Origin of the sequence: Enterococcus sp. DIV0755f (genome assembly GCF_051713725.1) — a bacterium.
GTDB classification, from domain to species: domain Bacteria; phylum Bacillota; class Bacilli; order Lactobacillales; family Enterococcaceae; genus Enterococcus_D; species Enterococcus_D casseliflavus.
Genome location: NZ_JBIOQL010000001.1, coordinates 3,306,500 through 3,331,694, shown reverse-complemented (window position 1 = coordinate 3,331,694; position 25,195 = coordinate 3,306,500). Strand labels below are relative to the sequence as shown.

Below are 25,195 nucleotides of genomic sequence, written 5' to 3'. Positions count from 1 at the left end.
ATGAATAGTGCTTTATCAAAAATCGACCGTCAAATCTTATGGCTGAATCGAGTGATTGTAACTTTTTTGGTCGTCATTACCATTGTTCCGCTGATTTATGTACTGGTAGCTTCTTTTATGGACCCAGCTACTTTGATCAATAAAGGTATAAGCTTCAATCCGAAAGATTGGACAATACAAGGATATCAACGGGTATTTGCAGATGATTCCATTTTACGCGGTTTTGTAAATTCGTTGTTTTACTCTTTTAGCTTCAGCTTATTGACTGTATTTATTACGATGATCACTGCGTATCCTTTGTCTCGACCTAACTTGGCTGGGAAAAAGATTATTATGACTTTTTTTGTCATTACAATGTTCGTGGGTGGCGGCTTGATACCTACCTATTTATTGGTAAAGAACTTGGGCATGTTAGATAGTGTATGGGCGATTATCGTACCAGGTGCTATAAATGTGTGGAATATTATCTTAGCGCGTACCTATTTTAGTGCTTTGCCAAAAGAACTTTCTGAAGCTGCTACTATCGATGGCGCCAATGACTTGCAAATACTGTTCAAAGTCATGCTTCCATTAGCTAAACCAATTATGTTCGTGTTGTTTCTATATGCCTTTGTTGGACAATGGAATTCATACTTTGACGCCATGATTTACATCAAAGATCCCGACTTACAGCCGTTGCAACTCGTATTAAGAAATATTTTGATCCAAAACCAGCCCTCACAAGACATGGTGGGAGCCAATACAGCCATGGCAGAAATGAAACAAATTGCTGAGTTGATTAAATACGCAACGATCGTCATTTCTAGTCTGCCATTAATCATAATGTATCCTTTCTTCCAAAAATATTTTGATAAAGGTGTTTTAGTTGGTTCCGTTAAAGGGTAAGTATTGTTCACTATTTGTATGAATAAAAATTATAAAGGAGATTTTAAGATGAAAGCAAAATGGATGCTGCCAATCGTTTTTACTTCCGTACTAATTTTGGGGGCTTGTGGAGGCTCAAAAGAAAAGAGTACATCAAGCCCTGATTATGAACTAGAAAATGTCTCTTTTCCATTGAAAGAAAAAGTATCTTTAAAAATGATGTCTCAAAGTGCCCCTTTGGCTCCCAATGATCCTAATGACAAATTGATTTTCCAACGGTTAGAAGAAGAGACCAATCTCCATATTGATTGGACAAACTACAGTAGTGATTTTGCCGAAAAAAGAAATTTGGATATCGCTAGTGGTGATTTACCAGATGCCATCTTCAACGCCGCTGCAGGTGACTATGATTTATTAAACTGGGCGGAAAGTGGCGTTATTGTACCGATTGAAGATTTGATCGAAGAATATATGCCAAATCTGAAGAAAATTTTTGATGAAAACCCCGAATACCGACAAATGTCTACTGCACCTGATGGTCACATTTACTCTATGCCTTGGATTGAAGAATTAGGCGAAGGAAAAGAGTCGATTCATACAGTAAATGGGATGGCTTGGATCAACAAGGAGTGGTTGGATAATTTGGGTCTTGAAATGCCGCAAACCACTGATCAGTTGATGACTGTGTTGGAGGCTTTCAAGACGCAAGATCCAAATGGTAATGGTGAAGCAGATGAAATTCCTTTTAGCTTTATTAACAATGGAGGAAATGAAGACTTAAAATTTTTAATGGGGGCATTCGGTCTAGGTGATAATGATGACCACTTAGTCGTTGATAACGATGGCCAGGTACAATTTACTGCTAACAAAGAAGGGTATAAAGAAGCCATCAAATATTTCAATGAAATGAATAATAAAGGTCTTATTGATAAAGAGGCTTTCGAACAAGATTGGAATACGTATGTTGCCAAAGGAAAAGAACATAAGTATGGCGTGTACTTTACTTGGGATAAAGCAAATATCACGGGTGCAGATGATAGTTATGACGTCTTGTCAGTCTTAGCGGGACCAGATGGAACGAAACACGTTACTCGTACGAATGGCATGGGTTTCTCAAGAGATCGTTTCGTAATTACTAGTGCGAATAAAAACTTGGAACTTACAGCTAGATGGATAGATAAAATGTATGAACCGTTACAGTCTGTCCAAAATAACTGGGGAACGTACGGTGATGAAGCACAGGCCAATATTTTTGAATTAAAGGATGGTATGTTAAAACATTTGCCTTTAGAGGGGACAGCACCGGGGGAACTAAGACAAAAAACCGAAGCTGGAGGACCATTAGCAGTTCTTGATTCTTATTACGGCACAGTCACTACTATGCCAGATGATGCGAAGTGGCGTTTAGATTTGATGCATGACACGTATTTGCCATATATTACAGAAGACAATATCTACCCACGTGTCTTTTTAGAAAAAGAAGAAACAGATCGATTAGCAAAAATTGAAACAGATATGTGGGATTACATCTATCGCAAAAGAGCAGAGTGGATCACCGGCGGTAAAATCGATGAAGAATGGGAAGAATACCTTGCTGAATTGGAACGTGTAGGTTTGGAAGAATGGATTCAAATAAAACAAACTGGCTATGATAATTTTTTGAAGGGAGCACAATAAGTGTTAGTAGAAGAAACGGCGATTTTGGATAAAGCAAATCGATTTATTGAAATGATGCGAGGAAAAGTTAACCCTCAGTATCGACAAAACTATCATTTTTCCGCACCCATCGGGTGGATAAATGACCCCAATGGGTTTATATATTACAAAGGGCATTACCATCTCTTCTATCAATACTATCCTTACGATAGTCGATGGGGGCCCATGCATTGGGGACATGCGCGCAGTAGTGATTTGGTCCATTGGGAAGATCTACCAGTAGCGTTAGCCCCAGATCAACCTTATGACAGCGGCGGGTGTTTCTCAGGAAGTGCAATTGAAAGAGACGGAAAACTATATTTATTTTATACAGGCTGTCAAGAAATTGATGGTATTAGCCATCAGCATCAATGTTTGGCGGTCTCTGAAGATGGTATTCATTTTAGCAAATACAGTGGTAATCCTGTGGTAGCAGAAAAACAGCTAGGTGAAAATGGGCTGATACAAGAATTTCGTGATCCTAAAGTAATTGTTCACAACGATGCTTACTATATGGTAGTAGCTACTAAATCTACACAGTCTACTGGTAGAATAGTGATGTTTCAATCGTCAGATTTGTATAATTGGCACTTTTACTCTGTGTTGCTAGAAGGGACTTCAGAGCAAGGAATAATGTGGGAATGTCCTGATTTATTCCATTTAGACGGACGAGATGTCTTAATCATGTCTCCGATACAAATCAAGAAGAACGGACTGGAATATCATAATATCAGTTCTACCATGGCTTGTATTGGTGAGGTAAACTGGGAAACAGGTCAGATGATAGTTGATAATTTCCATGAAATGGATTTTGGAATGGATTTTTATGCACCACAAACAACAACAGATCCTAATGGTGGACGGGTGATGATTGCTTGGATGCAGATGTGGGATCGTACATTGCCTACACATGAGTTAGGCCATCTTTGGGCAGGCTCTATGAGTTTGCCCCGAGAGTTAAGAGTGAAAAAAAATCGATTGGTACAAAAACCCATCTCAACTGTATATAGTCATTTAGTTTATCAACAAGGCAGTGAAAATATTGCAGTGACTGACACATCAGTCGCATTTCGAAACGCGCTGTCTGATTCTTCATATTTACATCTAGTCGCAGATTTGGAGAAAGCAGAAGTTTTTACAATTGAATTACTGCGGTCTAAGACGGATTGCCTAAAACTAACTTATGACACTGCTAAACAGGTTTTTGAATTGGATCGTCAGAAGCTAGGAAGAGAGCTTACAGGGGCGGAAGAAGACCCTCTGAATGTCCGAAAAGTTGAAGTACCTTTGATTGATAATCAGCTCGTTCTTGAGATTTTTAGAGATACCTCATCAGTTGAAGTTTTTATTAATGGGTTAGAAGTTATGACGGCTACTTTCTATGAGCTGGAAAAAGCTCGAGATATCTTATTTCATTCGATTGGAGAAAGTCGTATTCAAGCTTTTGAAACAGCGAGTGTGAAATAAATGTTTGATTGCTTAGGCGATGTATCAATTATTTAATAGGTTTTGAAGGATAATATTTTTAGAAAAGAACAGATAGCTAGATTTCCCATGGCTTTGCTATTAGTATTTTGAAAAAATTAGTAATTTATGACAAAATTCATTATACTAAACTTGTGCAGAAATGTGAGGGATCAACTATGAAAGCAACAATGAAAGATGTCGCAAAATTAGCAGGTGTCGGAGTAGGAACTGTTTCCCGGGTATTGAATAACGGTTCTGTTAAAGCTTCTACTAGAGAAAAAGTTGAAGCAGCAATGACAGAGTTAAACTATCAACCAGATTTTTATGCCCGGGGGTTAAAGATGAAGCATACGAACACGGTTGCTTTGATTCTACCCACGGTATGGCATCCATTTTTTGGCGAATTTGCCTACCATGTAGAAACAGCATTAGAAAGACAAAACTACAAGCTTTATTTGTGTAACTCCAGTGGTAATAGTGAAAAAGAACAAGAATATATCCAGATGGTCAGCCAAAATAAAGTAGACGGCATCATTGGAATTACTTATTCAGATATCGATGAATACATTTCGAGTAATCTGCCTTTTGTTAGTATTGACCGTTATTTCACTGAAGAGGTGATTTATGTGACCGCTGACAATGCGACCGGTGGACGTTTGGCTGCAAATGAACTTTATCGCCGAGGATGTCAGAATGTAGCATATATCGGTGGGTACCAAGAAACACCGAATGAAACGAAGAGTCGTCGAAAATATTTTGAGATCGAGTGCCGTCAACTGGGGATTTCCTATAAAGCGTTAGATATGTTAGAACCTTTAGACCATCTCTCAGAACGTGTAACAAATTTTTTGTTAGAGAATCCCGATATCGATGGGATTTTTACGATCAATGATCCAATGGCATTAGCTGTCATTGATATGCTTGAAAAAATAGGGAAAAACGTACCAGAGGATGTCCAAGTTATCGGATTTGATGGTCAAAAGATGACAGAAGGAGATCCTTATCTAGTCTCAACGATTGCCCAACCTACAAAGCAAATGGCGGAAGTGGCAGTGGCAAAATTAATTGCTGTCATTAATGGAGAGACAGTAGAAAAACGTACCGTATTGCCGATTGAATTTGGCGAAGGTGGCACAACGAAACCTTTAGTGAGAAACGATTTTGCTTAGTGCAAATACGTTTCTTTTTTTGAAAATGAGTGAATGAAAGGTGTAGATAAAATGTTATATGGCGGGATAGAAGCTGGTGGAACAAAGTTTGTCTGTGGGATTGGTAATGAACAATTACAAGTGATAGAACGGAAAAGTTTTCCTACCACAACACCAGAAGAAACGATGAAGCAAGTGTTTGATTTCTTTGATAAGTACAAAGGGAATATCGCATCAATTGGTGTAGGAGCATTTGGGCCTATTGATATTCAAATCGAATCAAGAACTTACGGATATATCACCAACACTCCGAAGTTAGCTTGGCAAAATTATCATTTTGTAGGAGCTTTGGAAAACGCCTTGTCGGTTCCCATCTATTGGACTACCGATGTAAATGCTGCTTGTTATGGAGAATATATGGCAGGGTATGGAAAAGGTAAAAATAGTGTTCTTTATTACACCGTTGGTACTGGTGTTGGTGGTGGTGCTGTAGTCGATGGAAAAATAGTCACAGGTTTCAGTCATCCTGAAATGGGACATATGTTCTTACAACGTCATAATGAAGATCAATTTGAAGGAATCTGTCCTTTTCATCATGATTGTTTGGAAGGGTTAGCCTCAGGCCCCGCGATTGAAAAACGCTTTGGAAGAAAAGCCCAGACCATTTCATTTGATCATCCTTATTGGGCGATTGAGGCAGATTATCTTGCTCAGTGTGTGTATAACACAACTTTACTATATGCACCGGAAGTAATAATTTTAGGTGGGGGTGTAATGAAACAGCCGCAACTACTCGAGTTGATTCGCCAAGCGTTTAAAGAAAAAATGGGTTCCTATGTGGATACCCCTGCTCTTGAAGAATACTTACTAACTCCAATGCTTGCTGACGATGCAGGTTTGATCGGCTGCTTAGCTTTAGCAATAAAGAAGTTGGAACAATAGCAGCATGTTAAAGAACGTGTGAGAGAGTTTTTATAGCAGTTAGGATAGATAAAAAGGCTAACTAAAATGTGAGCTAGAAAAAAGGATGGCTAATAATAGATGTTCATATATATTTTTTGCGTAATCGAATGTCGCAAATAAGAATTTTTTCTTTCGTTCTCGTCTTCAGTTATATTGTTGTCTAGCTGCCTCAAAATTACTTCTTAGTGCTTGGTTTTTGTTTTATCACAGATATTCATTATAGAAAGACACGATGTGAAAATCTATTATTCTCGGTAGTTTATTGCTTCTAGTTGGGATGATTGCGTAGAAACTTAACGTCAGTTAAAGTGCGTCACGAATAGTAGTAACGAGAACTAATGAGACATTAGAATGTTATAAGAAACCCGTCAGGAGAGTCTACCTGACGGTTTTTATAGTTATTAGAAGGCTTGCTATTCCTCACAGCTCCGCAATTTTCCTTACGGTATTGATAGTCCGAATCGTAATCTGTTTACCGACGCTGGTGCTGGCTGTTTTTTTCCACCAATTGGTTTTTTGATAGTCTTTGCGGATGTAGGACCAGAAAACGACGTCTTTGTAAGGAGAAACCTGTTCAAGGGCGGCATTCGGAGCCCCGAGTTTTTCAGATAACTCCTCGTAGGTCAGCGAAGGCATCAAAAAGATCAGGTTATCATAGATGGTTTTATCTTCCGTTCCTGACCATTCAGGTATATGGGTCAAGCGTTCCTGCAGCTCTGTTTGGCGAATGATATAAATAGCGATATCAAAGGAAAAGTACCGTTTGATCATTGCTTTAATCATTTCGGCAAGGGCTTGTGGATCATACCCTTCGCTAGAAAAAATCACATTGCCGCTATTCAAATAAGTGACCACATTGCTAAACCCCAGTTCTTCAAAACCGGCTTTCAATTCTTTCATAGAAATTTTGTTCTTTCCACCGACATTGATGCCTCTTAATAAAGCGATGTATCGTTGCATGGCTAGACCCTCCTTTAAAACGCTTCTTTTAGCTGATTATAGAATGGATGGAGAAGAAGCACAATCCTGGCTTCTCAGCTACCCAAAATACGTGAGCGAGAAGCGATTAATGCAAGCTTATTGGTGGAGTGGCCGTGGCGTACGTATTTTTGCACTGCTGATTAGTAAAAACGAAGAAACAGCCTATAGATGATAATACCCCTCACAAATGTGCTAAAGCAAGCGAATTTGTGAGGGGCACTTTAAGTTGTTTTCTCTATTTCTGGTTTCATTGTTAATCCACCGCAATCCTCACAGACACTGTCTGTAAGGGGACATCATAAAAGGGATCTTCTCGTCGGCCTAAAAAGTCTTGGGCTTGCTGAGGGAAGAGGGCGTACATCAGCACGTCTTCTTCGCTTTTGGCATACTCAGCGATTTCTTCCCGAAAGGCTGGCAGTTGCGGTGCCAGTAGATCAGCTGGTCTGACGGTGATCACTTCGGCATCTCCGATGATTGTTTCTTTGATTTCTTCGCTGATAGGTGCTGGCGATTGTCCATAAAGTCCTTTGACGTAATCTTTGATCTCACTTGGGACAAGTTTGTAGCGTTCTCCTGAAATCACATTCATCAAGGCTTGAGTGCCGACCATTTGCGACAATGGGGTCACTAGCGGAGGATAGCCCAAGTCCGCCCTGACTTTTGGTACCTCTGCTAGGACTTCTTCATACTTGTCTTGCAATCCTTGTTCCGTCAATTGGCTGAGTAGGTTCGACAACATGCCGCCAGGTACTTGATAGATCAAGGTTTTGGGTTCGATGTCTTTGACTTTTGGATTCAGCAGCCCTTCTTCACGGAAACGATCACGAACGGGATTGAAATGTTCTGCAATCTCAGAGACTTTCTGTAAATCAAGTCCCGTAGCAAAGCCGCAATCTTCTAAGGCGATCGCCACAGATTCGGTCGCTGGCTGACTGGTGCCGCCAGCAAAAGAGGAGATGGCAGTATCAATGAGGTCTGCGCCAGCTTCCGCAACTTTCAAGTAAGTCATTTCAGCGATGCCGCTGGTGGCATGGGTATGGACTTCCAGCGGCAGATCGACGGCATCTTTGATTCGGCTGACCAGCTCGTAGCCGGTTTGCGGCGTTAAAACGCCTGCCATATCTTTGATACAGATGGAATCTGCGCCGAGGTCTGCCATTTTATTGGCAAGGTCGACGAAGTAATCCACGGTATGGATCTGGCTAGTAGTATAAGAGATCGCCGTTTGACAGTGTCCACCCGCTACTTTTGTGGCACGGATGGCAGTTTCTAAATTGCGGACATCATTTAAAGCATCAAACAAACGAAGAATGTCGATGCCGTTTTCGACCGATTTGGTCACAAAGTCAGCAACGACGTCATCGGCATAGTTTTTGTAGCCTAAGAGATTTTGTCCCCGTAAGAGCATTTGCAGTTTGGTATTTTTCACTTCTTTGCGGATCGCCCGCAATCTTTCCCATGGGTCTTCATTTAAAAAACGCAGACAGGCATCGAAGGTCGCGCCGCCCCACATTTCCAAGGCATGGTAGCCTGCTTGGTCCATGGTTTTTAGAATCGGCAGCATATCGCTGGTAGGCATTCGTGTAGCGATCAGACTTTGTTGGCCATCCCGCAAGACGGTTTCGGTAAATTGGATTTTTTTCATTCTTTCACTCTTTCCTGAATGATTTTACGGATCTGCTGCTGCATGTCTGCTACGCTATGAGTTCTAGAACGGCCACAAACTTTGGCGTCTTGCTCACAGACGTAGCAGCTTCTTGCAGGCAGTCCAATTTCGGTGCGGCTGATAGGTAAAAGCTGGTCTTGGGTTTTGGTTAAGACATCAAGATCCACCAACCGGCCGTAAGGATGATTGGTCTCAATCTGAACCATCATTCGTTTTAGTTCATAAGGATCTGTGGGCAGTACGAGATAATATTCTGGTCCGGTCTCCAAACTGCGGTAGAGGTTTGCCAGTGGAATTAGTTCCTTGACGACCTCTTCGATTTCCGTAATGAGTTCTTCAAAAACGGCGGTCAATGGGGCAGAATTTTTCACGGGACCAGGAATATTCATGGTGGCAACAAGTAATGCCGCTTTTTCATCTGCAGCGAGAAGCTCCCGTTGAAGGGAGCTTCTATTTTCTCGCGCCTGCAGCATATCGGTTAGCGTCACAGGGGTTCCTGAAAATAGGACATCAGACATTTTTGACCACATCAATGATCGTGCCATCGCGGTATTCGATCAAAGCGACGGTTTTTTCCCCGTACTTGATTGGTTCGGGTTGACCGACAATGCTGTAGGCTTTTTCTTTTAATTCTTCAATGGTGTATTGGGGAATATCCAATGCTTCAAAATGGCTGATCAGGTCTTTGCGAGCTGGATTGATGGCGATCCCGATTTCTGTGACGACGACATCAATGCTGGCGCCTGGCGTGACGATCGTGTTGACGGTATCGACGATCGTTGGGATCCGTCCCCGCACGAGAGGAGCGATCACTAAGCTCATTTTGCACGCCATACTGGTATCTGAGTGTCCGCCAGAAGCACCGCGGATCACACCGTCAGAACCGGTGATGACATTGATGTTGAAATTCGTATCAACTTCCAGTGCGGAAAGAATGGCGGTATCCAATTGATTGATAAACGCCCCTTTGCTTAACGGTGAAGCATACATATTGGCATCGATCTCGTAATGATTGGCGTTTTTTCCTAGCGATTGTGCAGAAGGGTGATCGAAGTCTTGGACATCGATCAGTTTTTCTACTAATCCTTCTTCTAACAGCTCCACCATGGCATTGGTAATGCCGCCGAGGGCAAAGCTAGCTTTGATCTCATCTTTGATCATCGCCTCGCGTAAAAAACGAGAAACGGCTAATGCGGCACCGCCCGTTCCAGTTTGGAAGGAGAAGCCTTGTTGGTAGTAAGGCGAGCTGGTGATGACCTTGGCTGCATACTCAGCAATCAGCAATTCTTTTGGATTTTTGGTAAAGCGGGTCGCGCCTTTTGCGATCCCTGCAGGATCACCGATGGCGTCGACTTCCACAACATAATCGACATCCGTTTGGGGAATGCTGATTGGGGTATTTGGAAACGGCACAAGGGTGTCGGTGATGATCACGACTTGGTCGGCGTATTTTGCATCGACCATTGCATAGCCCAATGAGCCGCAGGTTGCTTTTCCGACGGTACCATTGGCATTGCCATACGCATCTGAGCTAGGCGCTCCTAAGAAAGCGACATCGATGTGGATATCGCCGGCGGCAATCGCACGAGCCCGACCGCCATGAGAACGGATAATGACTGGGGCATCCATAATGCCTTCGGAGATTGCGGCACCGACTTTGTCCCGCAGACCGCTGGAGGTGATATTGGTCACGACCCCAGATTTGATATGTCCGATCAATGGTTCATGAACATTCGCGATGGAACTAGGGGCAATCGCAAGATTCTTGATGCCCATTTTTGCGATCTCGTCCAAAACGAGATTCATGATAAAGTCCCCTTCGCGAAAATGATGGTGGAAGGAGATCGTCATGCCGTCCGTTAGCCCTGTTTTTTCAATGGCTTCACGGATACTGCCTAAGACCTTACTTTTGCCTGGCAGGACTGGCTCGATCTTGCGACTCGCTTCTTTGTAGGCATGGATATTGGCCGTTTCATTTTCAAAGACCCCGTATTGGTTGGCATAGCATTCAGGGATGTCTTTTCCTGCTTTGTTTAACACCATAATTACACTTCCTCCTCGGTAATCAATTTCGCTGCTTTGGCAAGGGCGATCACGCGTTCCGCTCGCTCAACGATTGGTTTATCGACCATTTTGCCATTCAAGGAGATCACACCAGAGCCTTTGCTTTCGGCTTCGCGAATGGCCCAGATCACTTCTTTGGCATGTTGGATCTCGGCTTTTGAAGGCGCATAGATCCCATTGACTAGGGGAATCTGCCGTGGATTGATCACTGATTTTCCGTCAAAACCAAGCTGCTTGATGCGAGTCGTTTCAGCGATAAAACCATCGGTGTCATTGATATCAGAAAAGACGGTATCGATAGCGGCGATCCCTGCAGCTCTAGCTGCATGCAAAATCATACTGCGGGCAAACAACAATTCTTGCCCATCTGGGTAGCGACGAGTCTTCATATTGGTGACATAATCTTCTGCCCCTAAAGCGATCCCGATCAAACGATCGGAAGCTGTAGCGATGTCTCGGGCATTTAAAACGCCTTCGGCAGACTCGATGGCAGCCATCATTTTGGTGGTTCCTACAGGCAGATCGTTTTCTTCTTCTACTTGTGTGATCACAGCGGCAACGTCAATGATATCTTGGGCGGTTTCGGTTTTCGGTAGACGAATGACGTTGACCCCCGCTAGGACCATCGCTTCGATATCAAGGGCACCCACCGTGTCGAGGCCGTTGATGCGTACGACGGTTTCGATGGCAGAATAGTCAAAGGTTTTTAAGGCAAAATGCACCAGTGTCCGAGCGGAGTCTTTTTCATTCAAGGAGACCGCATCTTCTAAATCAAACATAACGGAATCGGCGCCATACAATGGTGCATCCCGTAGCATGGCAGCATTGGCTCCTGGTACAAACATCATCGTTCTTCTTAAACGTTCCATGTGTCGATCTCCTTCCAAGCATACTGTTCTTGTTCGGCGGCCCGATGAACGGCGGTCAGAGTTCGGGCTTTGATGGTACAGTCCAAGGCGCCTTTATCGGTGGCGGTGATTTTGGCCTGTGTCACGCCTAGATGGTTCAGCGTCTCAAGGATGACGGCGCGAATTTGTTTGCCGAATTGTTTTTCGACACTGCTATCGAGGGTCAGCTCGATGGTTTGGGTTGTGGTAGGCTCGATCGCGATCAAGATATCACTGGATTCAACAGAGCCAGCAACCGCACTTTTTTTGATTTCCACTTATTATCACCTCTAAATATAGTTATGCTGCATTAAAAATGAGAACGTTGTTTCTGGTAAAAATTGCTGCAAAGAAAGTAAATCTTTTTCTGCAATCGCTTTCCGAACGTTTGTAGCCGAAACGGTTGATTGGTTGATCTTCAGACGGTCGATCACGATCAGTTCAAGCTCGGGAGAAAAAACGGCAGCCATGGCCTCGTTGTAGAGTTGGGTCACGGGCGAGTAAGGCTCTGAGCCTACAAAACGCGTAGTGATCGCCAACAGCGGGGCAATTTTTTCTTTGAAGAGGGTTGCATCAAAGGCGGCTTGTTTTTTGGCGATCGCCTCAGGTGCTTGCTCTTTCAAGAAATAACTGGGAAAGACCGCCGAAGAGACGAGATAGTTGTTGGTCGGCAGCACCGTTACATTTGGCAGATGAGCCACACCATCCGTCACCATCTGCAGCCGTTCGCTGGCAGAAAATTGTGAGCGGTCTTCTGATAAAACGAACACATAAACCTGTTCTTTTTGACTCGCAGCCGTTTCGACTAAGTACAAATGTCCTTTAGTAAAAGGATTAGCGTTCATGACGATCGCGCCGTTGTTTTGTCCAATTCGCTGCCGTTGCAGCTGTTGGGCATAGCTTTCAAAAGAAGGAACGCCTTGTTCCATGAACAAGATGTCTTGTGCTGCCAGCACTTCACGAAACCCGAGGGATTCAAAAAACAGGCGGTTTTTCGGTGCTGTATAGACGAAGGACTTGGTGAAGCCTTCGTCTTTGATATGATCGCTGAGGTGTGAAATCAATTGCGTCAACAGCTGTTCGGAGCGTCTTTTTTCACAGACCACCACATACTTGATGATATTGGCATAGCAAGAAGCAGTAGCAATCAAGGTTTGCTGGTCAAAAATGCCGACGGTATAGGCTACCTCTTCACCGACGGCTAAGCCAGCACGGGTGATCAATTTTTGCCATTGCAAAAAGACTTCTGGATCTTTTTGCAGCCAGATTCTTTTTAGGGTATACATACAATGCCTTCTTTATTTTTTTACTGGGAAGAGCTTCGACAAAAGCAAGGATGCGAAGTAGATGATCAGGATCACGACAAAGACGCCGCCCCAACCGAATAACAACAATTCAAATGAAGTCAGTAAATCTTGACTCATAGTTTTCCTCTCCTTTCTAGTGACCTAAGCAATCAGTGCCAGCAGTAAGCCACCGGCGATGACCGAAGCAATCTGTCCTGAAACGTTGGCACCGGCTGCATGCATCAAAATAAAGTTTTGCGGATCTTCATCTGTCGCCATTTTTTGGATGACCCGACTAGACATTGGAAACGCAGAGATACCAGCGGCACCGATCATTGGATTGATTTTTTCTTTACGGAACAAGTTCAGCACTTTCGCAAACAACACGCCGCCGACCGAGTCCATAATGAAGGCAACCAGCCCTAAACCAATAACCATCAATGTATCGACTTGTAAGAATTCTTCATATTGCATTTTCACAGAAATTGATAAACCTAGGAGGATACTAATGATATTCACTAGTTCGTTTTGAGCAGTGATGGACAAACGATCCAAGACACCACATTCCCGTAAGAGATTTCCAAACATCAAAAATCCAACCAGTGGCAATGAAACAGGTGCAATTAACCCTGCTACGATCGAGATCACGATCGGGAACAAAATTTTGGCCGTTTGCGAAACTTCGCCGGCACGATACGACATACGAATTTTTCGTTCATGCTTGGTCGTCACTGCTTTGATGGCAACCGGTTGAATGATCGGTACTAGCGCCATGTAAGAGTAAGCTGCTACCATGATCGCACCCATATATTTCGAGTTCAGCGTATTTGCGACAAAAATCGAAGTCGGACCGTCAGCAGCGCCGATGATCCCGATGGAAGCTGCGTCGTTTAAATCAAAACCAAGCAACACGGCAACGATGATCGTAAAGAAGATCCCGAATTGCGCAGCAGCGCCAAACAACAAAAGAAATGGATTTTGCAGCAAGGGACCAAAATCGATCATCGCGCCAATCCCGATAAACAAAAGCAAGGGGAACAATTCAGTTGAGATCCCCATATCAAACAATACTTGGAACGGGCCAGCTTCTCCGCCAGCACTTAACACACCTGAGTTCGGGAAGTTCACTAACAACGTGCCCAATCCCATGGGTACTAATAAGGTCGGTTCATATTCTTTCTTGATCCCCAAATACATCAATAGACCACCGATGAACATCATAACGATCCGTCCCGGCTCCGATCCTAACCCGACTACACCTTCAATTAACGTTTCCACTACGTCACTTCCTTTTCAATAAATTAGCCGATCGTAATCAGCAGTTCTCCTGGGTTGACCATGTCGCCCGCATTGACTGCAATCGCAACCACGGTTCCTGCTTTTGGTGCCACGATCTCATTTTCCATCTTCATGGCTTCTAAAATCATCAACGACTGATTTTCTTGTACAGTATCACCTACATTGACCAAGAGACGTAAAATCGTTCCCGGCATCGGAGAATGAATCGGCTCGCCATCAGCAGGAAGCGTAGCTGGCGCTGGCTGCGGTGCTACTTCTGGTTCTGGTGTGCTGACTGCCTCTGGTTGAGCAGGTACCGCTGCAGGAGCCGGTGTTGGCACTGCTGGGGCAGGAGCGGTAGGTTGCGGCGCACCGATTTCTTCCATTTCGACAAGGTATTCTTGCCCATCGATCGCTATTTTAAATTTACGTAACATGTTTTTCCCTCACTTGCTTTCATTTTTTTTGGCTATTTTTTTGATTGTGAACTGAGAATCAGGCAGCTCTCCTGCGGCAATACTGGCAGCAATCAGGGCGACTCGCTTAAATTCAGGATTGCGTTTCTCAATTCTTCGAATGACAAACTGACTTTCAGGGTAACATTCAGCCCCTAGTGCGGCGGCTATCAGACTGACTAATGGATAATCTTCTGCAGGCGCTGGCTGATAGCTCGACACTTCTTGCCAATCAGACGCGGGTGGATCCGTTATCATTTCCTCGGGCTTCAAAGGGGAGCTGACAGGCGCATCAGGTTCATCATGCGTTTTTTTGAACAATCTTTTAATAAGATTCATGGGTTTCTCCTTTCTCAATGATTCGTTCCCTTTCATTATAGAAACTCCCGTTCAATCAGCGAGATTTATTTCGGCTAAAAATTGTTTTTTCAGTGTTCCTTTTTTAAAAAAAGAGCGAAAAACCGAGATAAACGTTGATTTATCAAGCTTTTTCTTGCGTTAATATTCTATTAAGAACTTTTTAAACGAAAAATAAGATTTGAAAAGAGAAATTGTTTTTTTGCTGTTCTTTTTTTAAACGGGTCTTTTTTTCTATTTCTTGATTGTTTATTCTTAGACGTGTAAAGCATTCAATAACATTATTTCCTTTAAGAAAAGAAAAAGATTCACAAACTAGTGACGCTTGTCGCTAACAAATTACGGGCCTGTAATTTTTTTAAAATGTTTTTTGATAACGCTTACACATTTCGATGCATGAAAGGAAGAAGAAAATGTTCTTAACGATTTTATCCTATGCTATGATTATTGTCTTCATGTTCGTCATCATGAAGAAAAAAATGTCACCCTTTACATCCTTAGTAATTATCCCATTACTATTTACCCTCGTTGCGATGGTTGCTGGTGTTTCAGAAAAAGGCAATATCGGTGATTTTGTCCTTGAAGGAATCTCCACCACAGCCAACACAGGGATCATGTTGCTGTTTGCAATTTTGTACTTTTCCATTATGTTGGATGCGGGATTGTTTGATCCAATCACGAAAAAAATGATTTATTTTGCTAAAGGCGATCCGATGAAAGTCTTGATGGCAACGGCAGTCGTTGCCGCTGCAGTCTCTTTGAACGGTGATGGAACGACCACGACCTTGATCTGTTGTTCTGCGTTTATTCCCATCTATAAGAAGTTGAATATGAAAATGATGAACCTTGGTGTCTTGATCATTTTGCAAAATACCATCATGAACTTGTTGCCATGGGGCGGACCAACTGCTCGGGCAATGGCCGTGCTGGAAGTCGATGCGGATATTCTTTCTTATCTGCTGCCAGGAATGATCTTGTCTCTGCTCTATGTGGTTTTCTTTGTAGCTCGCAGAATGGGGATCCAAGAACGGAAACGTTTAGGGGTTACCGAGCTGACGAATGATGAGATTTTAGAAATGACAACTGTGACTGATCCTGATACATTAGCGATCCGCCGTCCGAAAAACTTTGTCTTCAACGGTATCTTAACAATCGTCTTGATTGGCTGGTTAGTAGCAAGCTCCTTTATCTCTAGTATCGCTTTACCGCCAATCTTGTTATTCCTTGTAGGTACGTGTATTGCATTGATGGTCAACTACCCAATCTTGAAAGACCAGTCGTCACGGATCGGTGCCAACGGCGGCGACGCTGTGCAAGTCGTAATTTTAGTTTTTGCAGCAGGCGTCTTCATGGGCTTGTTCCAAGGCTCAGGGATGGCAACGGCTTTGGCGAATAGCTTCACGCAAATCATCCCTAAACAATTGGCTGGTTTCTGGGGATTAGTCATTGCCCTGATTTCTGCACCTGGGACCTTCTTTATTTCCAATGACGGATTTTACTTTGGGGTCCTGCCAGTCTTAGCAGAAGCAGGTCGTTCGTATGGTTTCACCAATATGCAGATGGCCTTGGCGTCCTTAATGGGCCAAGCGTTCCACTTGTTAAGTCCATTGGTTGCCTTCATCTACTTGCTGTTGCGCTTGACGGGCTTAGATATGGGGCAATGGCAAAAAGAAGCTGCGAAATATGCACTGGGGATTTTCGTGATCTTCGTCGTTACGATCGTGCTATTAGGTCACATGCCGTTTTATATTCCACAGTAATTTCATACAGAAACTATCGAGCAGGCTGCCATTTTGCTCGGTAGTTTTCCTTGTTTATCGATAAACTTATTTTTTCCCAAAAATCTCATTTGTTTTTAGTATGATAGGAGTAAATCATGAATCCAATTATTGATGCAGTAAATAAAAATCTGGATCTGACCAAAAATAAACCATTAAAAGATTTGATCTATGAAGCATTCAAAAAAACCATCATTTTAGGAGATATTCCCGCAGGCTCTCGCATCAATGAGAAAGAATTTTCCGATACGCTAAATATCAGCCGAACCCCGATTCGTTACGCCATGACTCAGCTCGTGGCTGAAAAACTGGTGGAGCATGTGCCAAAAATCGGCATCGTCGTAAAAGGGATCAGTATCAAAGATGCTTATGAGATTTACGATATCCGCAAATCATTGGATACGTTAGCGACCATCAAAGCGATGGACTTGATGACTGAGGAAGATTTCCAGGAGATGCGCTGCTTGTTAGAACATGGCGAACAGCTGAATCGTGAGGATGATGTGGATGGGGTCTTGAAAAACTTTTCGGACTTCAATGCGTTTATTTACGAAAAAAGTCAAATGCTGCGGTTAAAAAGTATCGTGCTGGATCTGCAAGCGTACCTCGTGTATTTTCGTGACATTGCGATTCGCTCTTCTAGAAGAAGGGATGCGGCATTGGCGGAACATTGGCTGATTTATCGCGGCATGAGAACCAATGACACGGAACAGATCACGTTGTTGACCCATGAACATTTGGATCACTCCCTGCAATTTATTCTTGCTGAAATGGAGCGAAGAAAAATTGACTGATTCCCGTCTTTTTACCGCCAGCAGCTATGCAGTCAATGCGCTGCATTATGAGGTAGCGTTAGCACCCAAGCCTGGTTTAGTAGATCCTTGCTCCTCTGGTGCGCATCAGGACATGAATGTGTTTACCTTTATCAACAGTATCACTTGTTTGGCGCCTTTTTTTCAGCGCTATAGCCAAGCGGGCTTTGCCCATACAGGCTCGCTGATCCAGCTATTTGACCAGTTACGAGGGATCGGTCAAGAAGCAGAAACAGCGATGCTTCGGGCAACCAAAGGCATCAATACCCACAAAGGGGCAAATTTTTCCTTTGCAGTTTTGTTGGGGGCGACAGGAGTCTATTATCAACAAAATGGCAAGGCGGAGCTGACGGCTGAAGATACCAATCAGATCCTGCAGCTTGCCGCCGACATCTGCCAGCATTTGGTCAAGCAAGACCTGCAGCAAATCACCCACAAAGACCAATTGTCTTACGGGGAAAAAAATTATTTGGCCTACGGCACGATGGGGATTCGTGGAGAAGCTGCAGCTGGGTATCCAACGGTCAAAAAACTGCTGGAGTACTTGCGGCAGCAACCGCAAAAAACCTCCGTTTCCTTGTTGCGCGGGTTAGTCTATCTAATGAGTGAAACCGAAGACAGCAACCTCGTCCATCGAGGAGGTTACGAGGCGATGAAGACGGTGCAGCAGGAGATGCAAAAAATTCACCAAGCCAATCTGTCAGATACAGACTTGCTTCGTGAATTAACGATCTATGATCAAGTATTGATCGCACGCCATTTGAGTCCCGGCGGCTCGGCGGATCTTTTAGCATTGGCGCTGTATTTCTTGCAGCTAGAAGGCGTCTCCTTCTGGTAAAAAGGTATAGCCGATCCCCCAAACGGTTTTTAAAAAGCGGGCGTGCTTCGGCTCATCTTCAATTTTGTTTCGCAGATGATTGATAAAAACCATCACGGTATTGGCATCGAATTGGCCATCTTGCCAGACATTGCTGTAAATCTGTTCTTTCGAGAACACTTGATCTGGATTTTCCATGAAAAAGCGCATCAGCATGATTTCTTTTGAAGACAACTTGATGGGCTGATCATTTTTGAAAAACTGATAGCGTTTTTGGTCAAAACGAAACATGCCGCTGCACAGATCGCCTTCCGGTTTGGCGATCCCTTTTTCTCGCAGCACGTTGCGGCGATCAAGAATCGAAACGATTTGTGCTTTTAAGAGTGCCGGTGAAAAAGGCTTCGTAATGTAGTGATCGGCGCCAATCTCATAGCCGTTGATCATGTCTTTTTCGTCACTTTTTCCGCTCAAAAAAACGATCGGCACCGTGGGGTTTTCTTCCCGAATCAGTTGTGCCAAATGATAGCCGTCATTTTCATGCTCTAAACTGATATCCAGTAAAAAAAGATCAAAGCTGACACGAGAGTTGATCGCAATCGTTTTTTCAACGGAATCGGTCTGGTAGATCAGAATACCCGTCGACTGTAAAGATTTCCAAATCAGCCGCCGAATGGCAGGGTCATCATCAACGATTAAAATTTTTTCATCTCGCAAAATATCCGCCTCCTGTATCAATAGTATTATAGTAAATATGAAAGGGGTTTACAATGAAACCGCCATCAAAGTTTTGGCTGTATTTAAGTGTGGTCGCTACCTTATTCATTACACTGATTGGACTTATTTTTACCTTTACAAGTTATAAAAGCGCACAAAGACAAGCTGAAACCGTCGGGTTGCGGCAGTTGGAAACGGTCAATCAAGCGGCGATCAAGCTGATCAGCCGCAGTATCGAATCGTACCACATGGCTCTTACCAATTATGCCGATGACCACCTCGAAGGCGCCGTCTTGGCTGATTTGCAGCGCCCCTTAACGTTACCAGTGATCAATTCTGCGAACAATGCCATGGTCGGATTGTTTTTGATCGACCAACAAGGTCAGGTCATCGCCCAAAATACCGCAACGGCGGTCAATAAACCAGAAGACCCGCCGGTGCAAGAATTGTTATTCAAAGACCCATCCTTAGACAAAGTATTGGCAGGACGGCAGGTACAAAATGGGCAAGTCTATTTTGATGGCAAGCAGGCCTATCTAAATGTGTATCAGTCCTTAACCCTTGACGACAAAGAAGCGATTCTTGTGATGCCTTTGAATCTACAGCGCATGTACCATCATGAATTTACCACCGATCGCAATGTCTCCGGCTATACGATGGTCAAAAACGCCGAGATGCGGATCGTTATGCACCCATCGGACGAACAAATTGGTTTTTCCATCGTTGAAAGCCGCAAAAAAGAATTTCCAGAGCTGGATTTCACCGATCTTGAGCGCTTGGAGCAAGAACAAATCGACAATGAAGCAGGCACCTCCGTCTACTATTCTTATTGGTGGAACGAAGAAACACTGCAAAAAGTGCTGAAATTGGCTGCTTATCAATGGATCACCATCGGCGACAGTCGCCTGATCGTCGCTAGCAATGCCGATTTTTTGGAGCAAAGCGGTCTCTTTTTACAAGACAACTTGATTTTGATTGGCCTACTAGGTTTGTTGTTTGTCATTATGATTTTATTGACGGTTCTGATCAAAAACTACATGAAACGCAATCAAGCCTATGTCGAAAACCAAGCATTGAAAGAACGACAACGGCTGTTAAAAGAAAAGCACGAAATCGAAAAAAACATTTTGCAAGAATCAAAACTGGAAACCATTGGCTTATTAACGACCTCGATCGTCCATGACCTAAACAACTTTTTGACGCCCATGATTGGTCATCTGCAATTGCTGATCGAGGAAAACCAACACGATGAAGTCTTGATGGAGGATTTGCAAGAAGTCTGCAAAGCAGCAGAAAAAGGCAAAGAGTTATCTAGCAATGTGCTGCGTTTTTCGAAACTCGAAAGTGCCGACAAAACTGTGCAGTCAATTGCCGCCACCTTGACAGAAGCCATCGATACTATGCGCGCACTGTTGCCAAAAGCCTTTTCCCTTACGTATGATATCCAAGAAGTAGGATATGCCGTCTACGAGAAGATCGATCTGCAAGTCATTATTTACAATTTGTTGATGAATGTATACCAAGCAAATGCTGACTGCAGCATTCGATTGAGCCGCACTTCGACAGAAAGCGCCACCTTTCTGTTTCGTAAGCAAGCTTTCTCCGCGCAACAGGAGTTTGCTTTGATCGAAATCGCCGACAACGGTCCCGGCATACCAGAAGCGATCCAAGAAAAAATCTTTACCCGCTTTTTCACGACCAAGAGTGCCACTGGCGGTACTGGTCTAGGACTCTTCACTGTCTCTTCGATCGTGGAAAAAAACGATTGGCTGATTGATGTTACAAGTACGCCTAAAGGAACCACCTTTTATATTGGTATCCCTCTAACTGATCCCGAAAAAGCCGCTGAAACCAACTGATCCAATGGGATGGTTTCAGTGGTCTTTTTCTTGGGTATGTTGGAAGGCATTGATTTTTTGCAGGACTAGCAAGACGAGTACCAAAACAAAGATCGCTAAAGCAAAAAATAGGGCATCGTTCGCCATACCTTGCGTCAACAATAACTCGCGCAAAATCGCAGTAATGCTGATCAGAATCAAGTAACGGACGGGAATATGGTGTCCATCCTTCATATACCGCAGCAACATCAAAATGATTTCTAATAAAATGAATAACGTGGCAATTTCTTCAATCAAAAAGGACAGGTGAGGCGCTTCACTTAAGGGAAAGAGCGTCGTGCTGATCATAAAAATCGCTTTTCCCATAAAAATCAAGACGACAACGACTAAGATCGCCAACATGCTATCAATGCAAATACTGATCACTCGCTCGAACATTCGGGTCAATTTTTCCATTCGCCACTCCATTTCTGCTTTTTCTTTTATTATACAAAAGAAGGCGTAGGACAAAGGGAAAAGAACAGAGAAAGAACAATCGCGGCCATATCTTTTTGACCGCAAGCTTAACGGTCCTTCTGTGGGCATGTCTTTTGTGATAGCTTTCAATAGCAGAAAGTAGCGAGAAAAATATATTATCTTTTTTCGGAAAAATTAGAAAACAATGAGAATGAATAGTTAAAATATACACAAATTATTACGAGACACTTAGTTTCTTTTTTTGTTACAATGGTTAAATAAAATAGAACGCTGTTGAAATGTTGCTTAAACAATGTTTTTATCGCTATCGAATAGAAAAATAGTCCGATCGCAAGATGTTTATCATTGTTAATAAAGTAACAAGTTGGGCGGAGTTCGCAAGAAAAATGCTGCTTTTCTTATCGTATATGACGGGGATCAGTGAGGAGAAAAGAGCAAGAAAAACGGAGGGAAACAAATGAAAAAAAGTGGATGGTCAAAATGGGTGATTGGGGCAGCCTCATTATTGTTGCTTAGTGCATGTGGTGCCGATGGCGGAACAAAAGCCAGCAGCAGTGCGGCAAGCTCTTCTTCAGAAAGTGAAGTCACTTCAGGTGCTTCCCAACAAGAGTATACCGATCCAGCAGAGTTAAAAGATCAATATGATATCGTCATCGTTGGTGCTGGCGGTGCAGGGATGGCAGCAGCCTTATCGGCTAAAGATGCTGGAATGAATCCAGTCATTTTAGAAAAAATGCCGATCGCAGGCGGAAATACCTTGAAATCTTCTGGCGGAATGAACGCATCAGAAACCAAGTTCCAAGAAGCCCAAGGCATTGAAGATTCCAATGAACGATTTTTTGAAGATACCCTAAAAGGTGGTAAAGGAACCAACGATCAAGAATTGCTGCATTATTTAGTAGACAACTCTGCTTCAGCAATTGATTGGTTGGATTCAATGGGGATCACTTTAGACAATATCAGCTATAGCGGCGGTGCCAGTGTGAAACGGATCCATCGCCCTCACGACGGTTCAGCAGTCGGTACGTATTTGGTGGATGGTCTATTGAGAAACATTCATGAGCAAGAAATTCCTTTATTTGTAAATGCTGATGTGACAAAAATCAATGAAACAGACGGCAAAGTCACTGGTGTCAACGTGAAAATCAATGGCGAAGAAAAAGAAATCGCTGGTGATGCGGTGGTTGTTACTACGGGTGGTTTTGGCTCCAACAAAGAACTAATCGAAAAATACCGTCCAGATCTGAAAGGCTATGTCAGCACGACTTCTGAAGGAAGTACAGGCGATGGTATCAAGATGATCGAAGAATTAGGCGGTGCAACGGTTGATATGGATCAAATCCAAGTCCATCCAACAGTGGTTCAAGATACAGGCATGTTGATCAGTGAAACCGTTCGTGGAGAAGGCGCCATCTTGGTGAACCAACAAGGGGAACGTTTCTACAATGAATTAGAAACCCGCGACAATGTTTCAGCTGCTATTACGGATCTGCCAGAAAGCTATGCCTACTTGATTTTTGACAATGCGTTAGCAGGTAGAGCCAAACAAGTCGATTACTACAAAGAACAAGGTGTAGTGGTAGAAGCCGATACCATCGAAGCCTTAGCTGAAAAAATCGATGTCGATCCAGCAACCTTGAAGAAAACCTTAGATACATGGAACCAAACAGTCGCAGACAAAGCCGACAAAGATTTTGGTCGTGAAACGGCGATGGACTATGATTTGACAGAAGGGCCATTCTATGCGATTCAAATCGCACCTGGGATCCACCACACAATGGGCGGCGTCAAAATCAATACGAAGACCCAAGTGTTGAAAGAAGATGGCACACCAATCACTGGCTTGTATGCAGCAGGTGAAGTGACCGGCGGTATCCACGGACAAAATCGAATCGGCGGCAATGCTGTAGCCGACATTATGGTCTTTGGTCGCCAAGCAGGCGCGCAATCCTCTGACTATGTGAAAGAAAACGGGAAATAAGCGGCTGTTTTTTCCTAAAAAAGACCGTATATAAAGAAAGAAACTTGGAACGAATCCTCTTAAGTGATTAGGAGGAGAATCGTTTCAAGTTTTTTGTATTTCTCACTGAAAGGACGGAAAACTAGTCATTATAATCTTATAATGATTTGATAATTTATAATTCACATATAAACAAAATGTTTTTGTCAGTAGGGTTTGCTTTTCAATGAATCGGAATCAATGAATAAACGGATAGGATTGGTTTATTCGATGATAAAAAATTTTAGGAGGCAGAGTATGAAAAACGCATTGGTAAAATGGTCGGTCGGGGTGGCAATCTTACTTGGAGGGACCTTGTTCTTCACGGGGAAACAAGTATTTGCTCATGGTTATGTGGAATCACCGGTCAGTCGGGGCTATCAAGGGTCTTTGGATCGCAATACGTTAGGGTGGAGCGCTGCGTTTGAAAAATATGGCAATGTCATTTCAAACCCACAATCATTGGAAACTAAAAAAGGCTTTCCAGAAGCAGGACCAGTAGATGGTCGCATCGCTTCGGCAGATGGTGGACTCGGACAAATCGGGGACTTTGTTCTTGATGAACAAGGAACCAATCGTTGGACCAAACAAGACATCAATCAAGGACCATTGCGGGTCAGTTGGCATTATACAGCGCCTCACAAGACCACAAAATGGCATTACTATATCACGAAACCAGGTTGGGATCAAAACGCGCCACTCTCAAGAGATAGCTTGGAATTGATCGCTACTGTGAATCACGATGGTTCGGCTGCCAGCAATAGTCCAAGCCATACCATTACTATTCCAGAAAATCGTCTCGGTTACCATGTCATTTTAGCGGTATGGGATGTTGCCGATACGCCAAATGCCTTTTATAACGTGATCGACGTTAACGTTTCTGGTTCAACGGTCATTCCTGAAAAACCAGCAGCACCGGCAAATGTCCGTTCAGAACGAGTGACTAGCAGCACGGTGGCTTTAGCATGGAACGGTCAAACCGATGCGAAGGAATACAACGTGTATCGTGATGGTGCCATAGTGGCAACGACTACTGAGCCAACTTTTATCGACACGCAATTAAAAGCCAACACAACCTATAGCTATCAAGTAGAAGCTGTCGGCTTTACGGCGTTAGTTTCAGAAAAAAGTGCTGCAGTGAAAGTGACTACCGCAGCAGACAATCAAGTCGAAACCCCTTCGACACCAGGCAACCTGCACCAAATGAGCGTGACAGACAGCAGCGTGTCCTTAATGTGGCAAGCATCGACTCATACAAATGGGATCGCTGGATATGACGTTTACCGCAATGGCGTCAAAATTGCTACAGCCACAGGAACAACCTATGAAGACACGAATCTAGCAGCGGACACAACCTACAATTACCAAATCAAAGCAATCAGTAAAACGGGCGAACAATCCGCTTTCAGTAACCAGCTGAGCGTGAAAACCAATGCCAAAGAAGAAACGGAAACACCTGGAGGCGGGGAGTCAGAATACCGTGTGTGGAAACTAGGTACTTTCTCTGCACCAGAAGTGTATACAAGCGGTGAAATCGTGAGCCATAAAGGCAGCAACTATGTCGTGATCAACACCCACTCAAATTACGGGGACACCACTTGGTCTCCTGATCAAGCACCAACCTTGTTTCAGAAGCTGTAACCCTTGAA

At 43.4% G+C, this 25,195-nt stretch carries 24 protein-coding genes; 11 read left to right on the top strand and 13 right to left on the bottom strand.

What is annotated here, in order from left to right:
• The 5 genes from IGI73_RS15490 (at window position 1) to IGI73_RS15470 (ending at window position 6,116) form a co-directional block, all read left to right on the top strand.
• Window positions 1-885, top strand: a complete 885-nt coding sequence (locus IGI73_RS15490; RefSeq protein ID WP_005230433.1) for a carbohydrate ABC transporter permease — start codon at window positions 1-3, stop codon at window positions 883-885.
• A 48-nt stretch (window positions 886-933) separates the two neighbouring features.
• Complete coding sequence (locus IGI73_RS15485; protein WP_208769795.1) at window positions 934-2,541, top strand: ABC transporter substrate-binding protein; 1,608 nt, start codon at window positions 934-936, stop codon at window positions 2,539-2,541.
• A complete protein-coding gene (locus tag IGI73_RS15480) occupies window positions 2,542-4,026 on the top strand; it encodes a glycoside hydrolase family 32 protein (RefSeq protein ID WP_375847464.1) in 1,485 nt (494 codons plus the stop codon).
• Between the two features lie 176 nt (window positions 4,027-4,202).
• Complete coding sequence (locus tag IGI73_RS15475) at window positions 4,203-5,195, top strand: LacI family DNA-binding transcriptional regulator (RefSeq protein ID WP_034858729.1); 993 nt, start codon at window positions 4,203-4,205, stop codon at window positions 5,193-5,195.
• 51 nt (window positions 5,196-5,246) lie between these two features.
• Window positions 5,247-6,116: an ROK family protein gene (locus IGI73_RS15470; RefSeq protein ID WP_034858727.1), complete on the top strand. Its 870-nt coding sequence runs from the start codon at window positions 5,247-5,249 to the stop codon at window positions 6,114-6,116.
• A 441-nt stretch (window positions 6,117-6,557) separates the two neighbouring features.
• Here IGI73_RS15470 and IGI73_RS15465 read toward each other — a convergent pair whose 3' ends face one another.
• The 11 genes from IGI73_RS15465 to IGI73_RS15415 form a co-directional block, all read right to left on the bottom strand.
• Window positions 6,558-7,097 carry a DUF1697 domain-containing protein gene (locus IGI73_RS15465; RefSeq protein WP_016608563.1) on the bottom strand — a complete coding sequence of 180 codons (540 nt, stop codon included), beginning with the start codon at window positions 7,095-7,097 and terminating at the stop codon, window positions 6,558-6,560.
• A gap of 274 nt (window positions 7,098-7,371) precedes the next feature.
• A complete protein-coding gene (locus IGI73_RS15460) occupies window positions 7,372-8,763 on the bottom strand; it encodes an oxaloacetate decarboxylase subunit alpha (protein WP_208769798.1) in 1,392 nt (463 codons plus the stop codon).
• The gene (citX, locus tag IGI73_RS15455) at window positions 8,760-9,302 is read right to left on the bottom strand and encodes a citrate lyase holo-[acyl-carrier protein] synthase (protein ID WP_438759282.1); all 543 of its coding nucleotides are present in this window, start codon (window positions 9,300-9,302) and stop codon (window positions 8,760-8,762) included. The genes IGI73_RS15460 and citX overlap by 4 nt, the downstream gene beginning before the upstream one ends.
• Complete coding sequence (citF, locus tag IGI73_RS15450; protein ID WP_208769799.1) at window positions 9,295-10,827, bottom strand: citrate lyase subunit alpha; 1,533 nt, start codon at window positions 10,825-10,827, stop codon at window positions 9,295-9,297. The genes citX and citF overlap by 8 nt, the downstream gene beginning before the upstream one ends.
• Before the next feature lie 2 nt (window positions 10,828-10,829).
• Window positions 10,830-11,717, bottom strand: coding sequence for a citrate (pro-3S)-lyase subunit beta (citE, locus tag IGI73_RS15445; protein ID WP_208769800.1), 888 nt, complete (start codon window positions 11,715-11,717; stop codon window positions 10,830-10,832).
• Window positions 11,705-12,013, bottom strand: coding sequence for a citrate lyase acyl carrier protein (citD, locus tag IGI73_RS15440; RefSeq protein ID WP_005230465.1), 309 nt, complete (start codon window positions 12,011-12,013; stop codon window positions 11,705-11,707). The genes citE and citD overlap by 13 nt, the downstream gene beginning before the upstream one ends.
• 12 nt (window positions 12,014-12,025) lie before the next feature.
• Window positions 12,026-13,021, bottom strand: a complete 996-nt coding sequence (gene citC / locus IGI73_RS15435) for a [citrate (pro-3S)-lyase] ligase (RefSeq protein WP_074934203.1) — start codon at window positions 13,019-13,021, stop codon at window positions 12,026-12,028.
• A 12-nt stretch (window positions 13,022-13,033) separates the two neighbouring features.
• Window positions 13,034-13,159 carry an OadG-related small transporter subunit gene (locus tag IGI73_RS15430; RefSeq protein WP_008381833.1) on the bottom strand — a complete coding sequence of 42 codons (126 nt, stop codon included), beginning with the start codon at window positions 13,157-13,159 and terminating at the stop codon, window positions 13,034-13,036.
• A gap of 24 nt (window positions 13,160-13,183) precedes the next feature.
• Window positions 13,184-14,299: a sodium ion-translocating decarboxylase subunit beta gene (locus tag IGI73_RS15425; protein ID WP_005230469.1), complete on the bottom strand. Its 1,116-nt coding sequence runs from the start codon at window positions 14,297-14,299 to the stop codon at window positions 13,184-13,186.
• A gap of 23 nt (window positions 14,300-14,322) precedes the next feature.
• Window positions 14,323-14,736, bottom strand: a complete 414-nt coding sequence (locus IGI73_RS15420; protein WP_005230471.1) for an acetyl-CoA carboxylase biotin carboxyl carrier protein subunit — start codon at window positions 14,734-14,736, stop codon at window positions 14,323-14,325.
• A 9-nt stretch (window positions 14,737-14,745) separates the two neighbouring features.
• Complete coding sequence (locus IGI73_RS15415; RefSeq protein ID WP_244323102.1) at window positions 14,746-15,093, bottom strand: hypothetical protein; 348 nt, start codon at window positions 15,091-15,093, stop codon at window positions 14,746-14,748.
• 431 nt (window positions 15,094-15,524) lie between these two features.
• Between IGI73_RS15415 and IGI73_RS15410 the strand changes: the two genes are divergently transcribed.
• The 3 genes from IGI73_RS15410 to citG all read left to right on the top strand — a co-directional run bounded on the left by IGI73_RS15410 (window position 15,525) and on the right by citG (window position 18,539).
• On the top strand, window positions 15,525-16,871 hold the full coding sequence (locus IGI73_RS15410; protein ID WP_010748906.1) for a CitMHS family transporter: 1,347 nt from the start codon (window positions 15,525-15,527) through the stop codon (window positions 16,869-16,871).
• A 116-nt stretch (window positions 16,872-16,987) separates the two neighbouring features.
• On the top strand, window positions 16,988-17,683 hold the full coding sequence (locus IGI73_RS15405; RefSeq protein ID WP_005230494.1) for a GntR family transcriptional regulator: 696 nt from the start codon (window positions 16,988-16,990) through the stop codon (window positions 17,681-17,683).
• Window positions 17,676-18,539 carry a triphosphoribosyl-dephospho-CoA synthase CitG gene (citG, locus tag IGI73_RS15400; protein WP_223597789.1) on the top strand — a complete coding sequence of 288 codons (864 nt, stop codon included), beginning with the start codon at window positions 17,676-17,678 and terminating at the stop codon, window positions 18,537-18,539. The genes IGI73_RS15405 and citG overlap by 8 nt, the downstream gene beginning before the upstream one ends.
• Here the strand turns inward: citG and IGI73_RS15395 are convergent.
• Window positions 18,516-19,232, bottom strand: a complete 717-nt coding sequence (locus IGI73_RS15395; protein WP_005230498.1) for a response regulator transcription factor — start codon at window positions 19,230-19,232, stop codon at window positions 18,516-18,518. The two genes, citG and IGI73_RS15395, sit on opposite strands and share 24 nt — an antisense overlap.
• Window positions 19,233-19,285: 53 nt before the next feature.
• Here IGI73_RS15395 and IGI73_RS15390 point away from each other — a divergent pair, with 53 nt between their 5' ends.
• Window positions 19,286-21,091 (top strand): sensor histidine kinase, encoded by a 1,806-nt coding sequence (locus IGI73_RS15390; RefSeq protein WP_208769802.1) that lies wholly within the window; start codon window positions 19,286-19,288, stop codon window positions 21,089-21,091.
• 15 nt (window positions 21,092-21,106) lie between these two features.
• Here the strand turns inward: IGI73_RS15390 and IGI73_RS15385 are convergent, their stop codons facing one another.
• On the bottom strand, window positions 21,107-21,526 hold the full coding sequence (locus IGI73_RS15385; RefSeq protein ID WP_074934197.1) for a phosphate-starvation-inducible PsiE family protein: 420 nt from the start codon (window positions 21,524-21,526) through the stop codon (window positions 21,107-21,109).
• A gap of 478 nt (window positions 21,527-22,004) precedes the next feature.
• On the opposite strand from IGI73_RS15385, the gene IGI73_RS15380 reads away from it, so the two are divergent.
• Together IGI73_RS15380 and IGI73_RS15375 are read left to right on the top strand one after the other, a co-directional pair.
• Window positions 22,005-23,528, top strand: a complete 1,524-nt coding sequence (locus IGI73_RS15380; RefSeq protein ID WP_208769804.1) for a flavocytochrome c — start codon at window positions 22,005-22,007, stop codon at window positions 23,526-23,528.
• 276 nt (window positions 23,529-23,804) lie between these two features.
• The gene (locus IGI73_RS15375; RefSeq protein WP_185953250.1) at window positions 23,805-25,187 is read left to right on the top strand and encodes a lytic polysaccharide monooxygenase; all 1,383 of its coding nucleotides are present in this window, start codon (window positions 23,805-23,807) and stop codon (window positions 25,185-25,187) included.
• Window positions 25,188-25,195 lie beyond the last annotated feature (8 nt).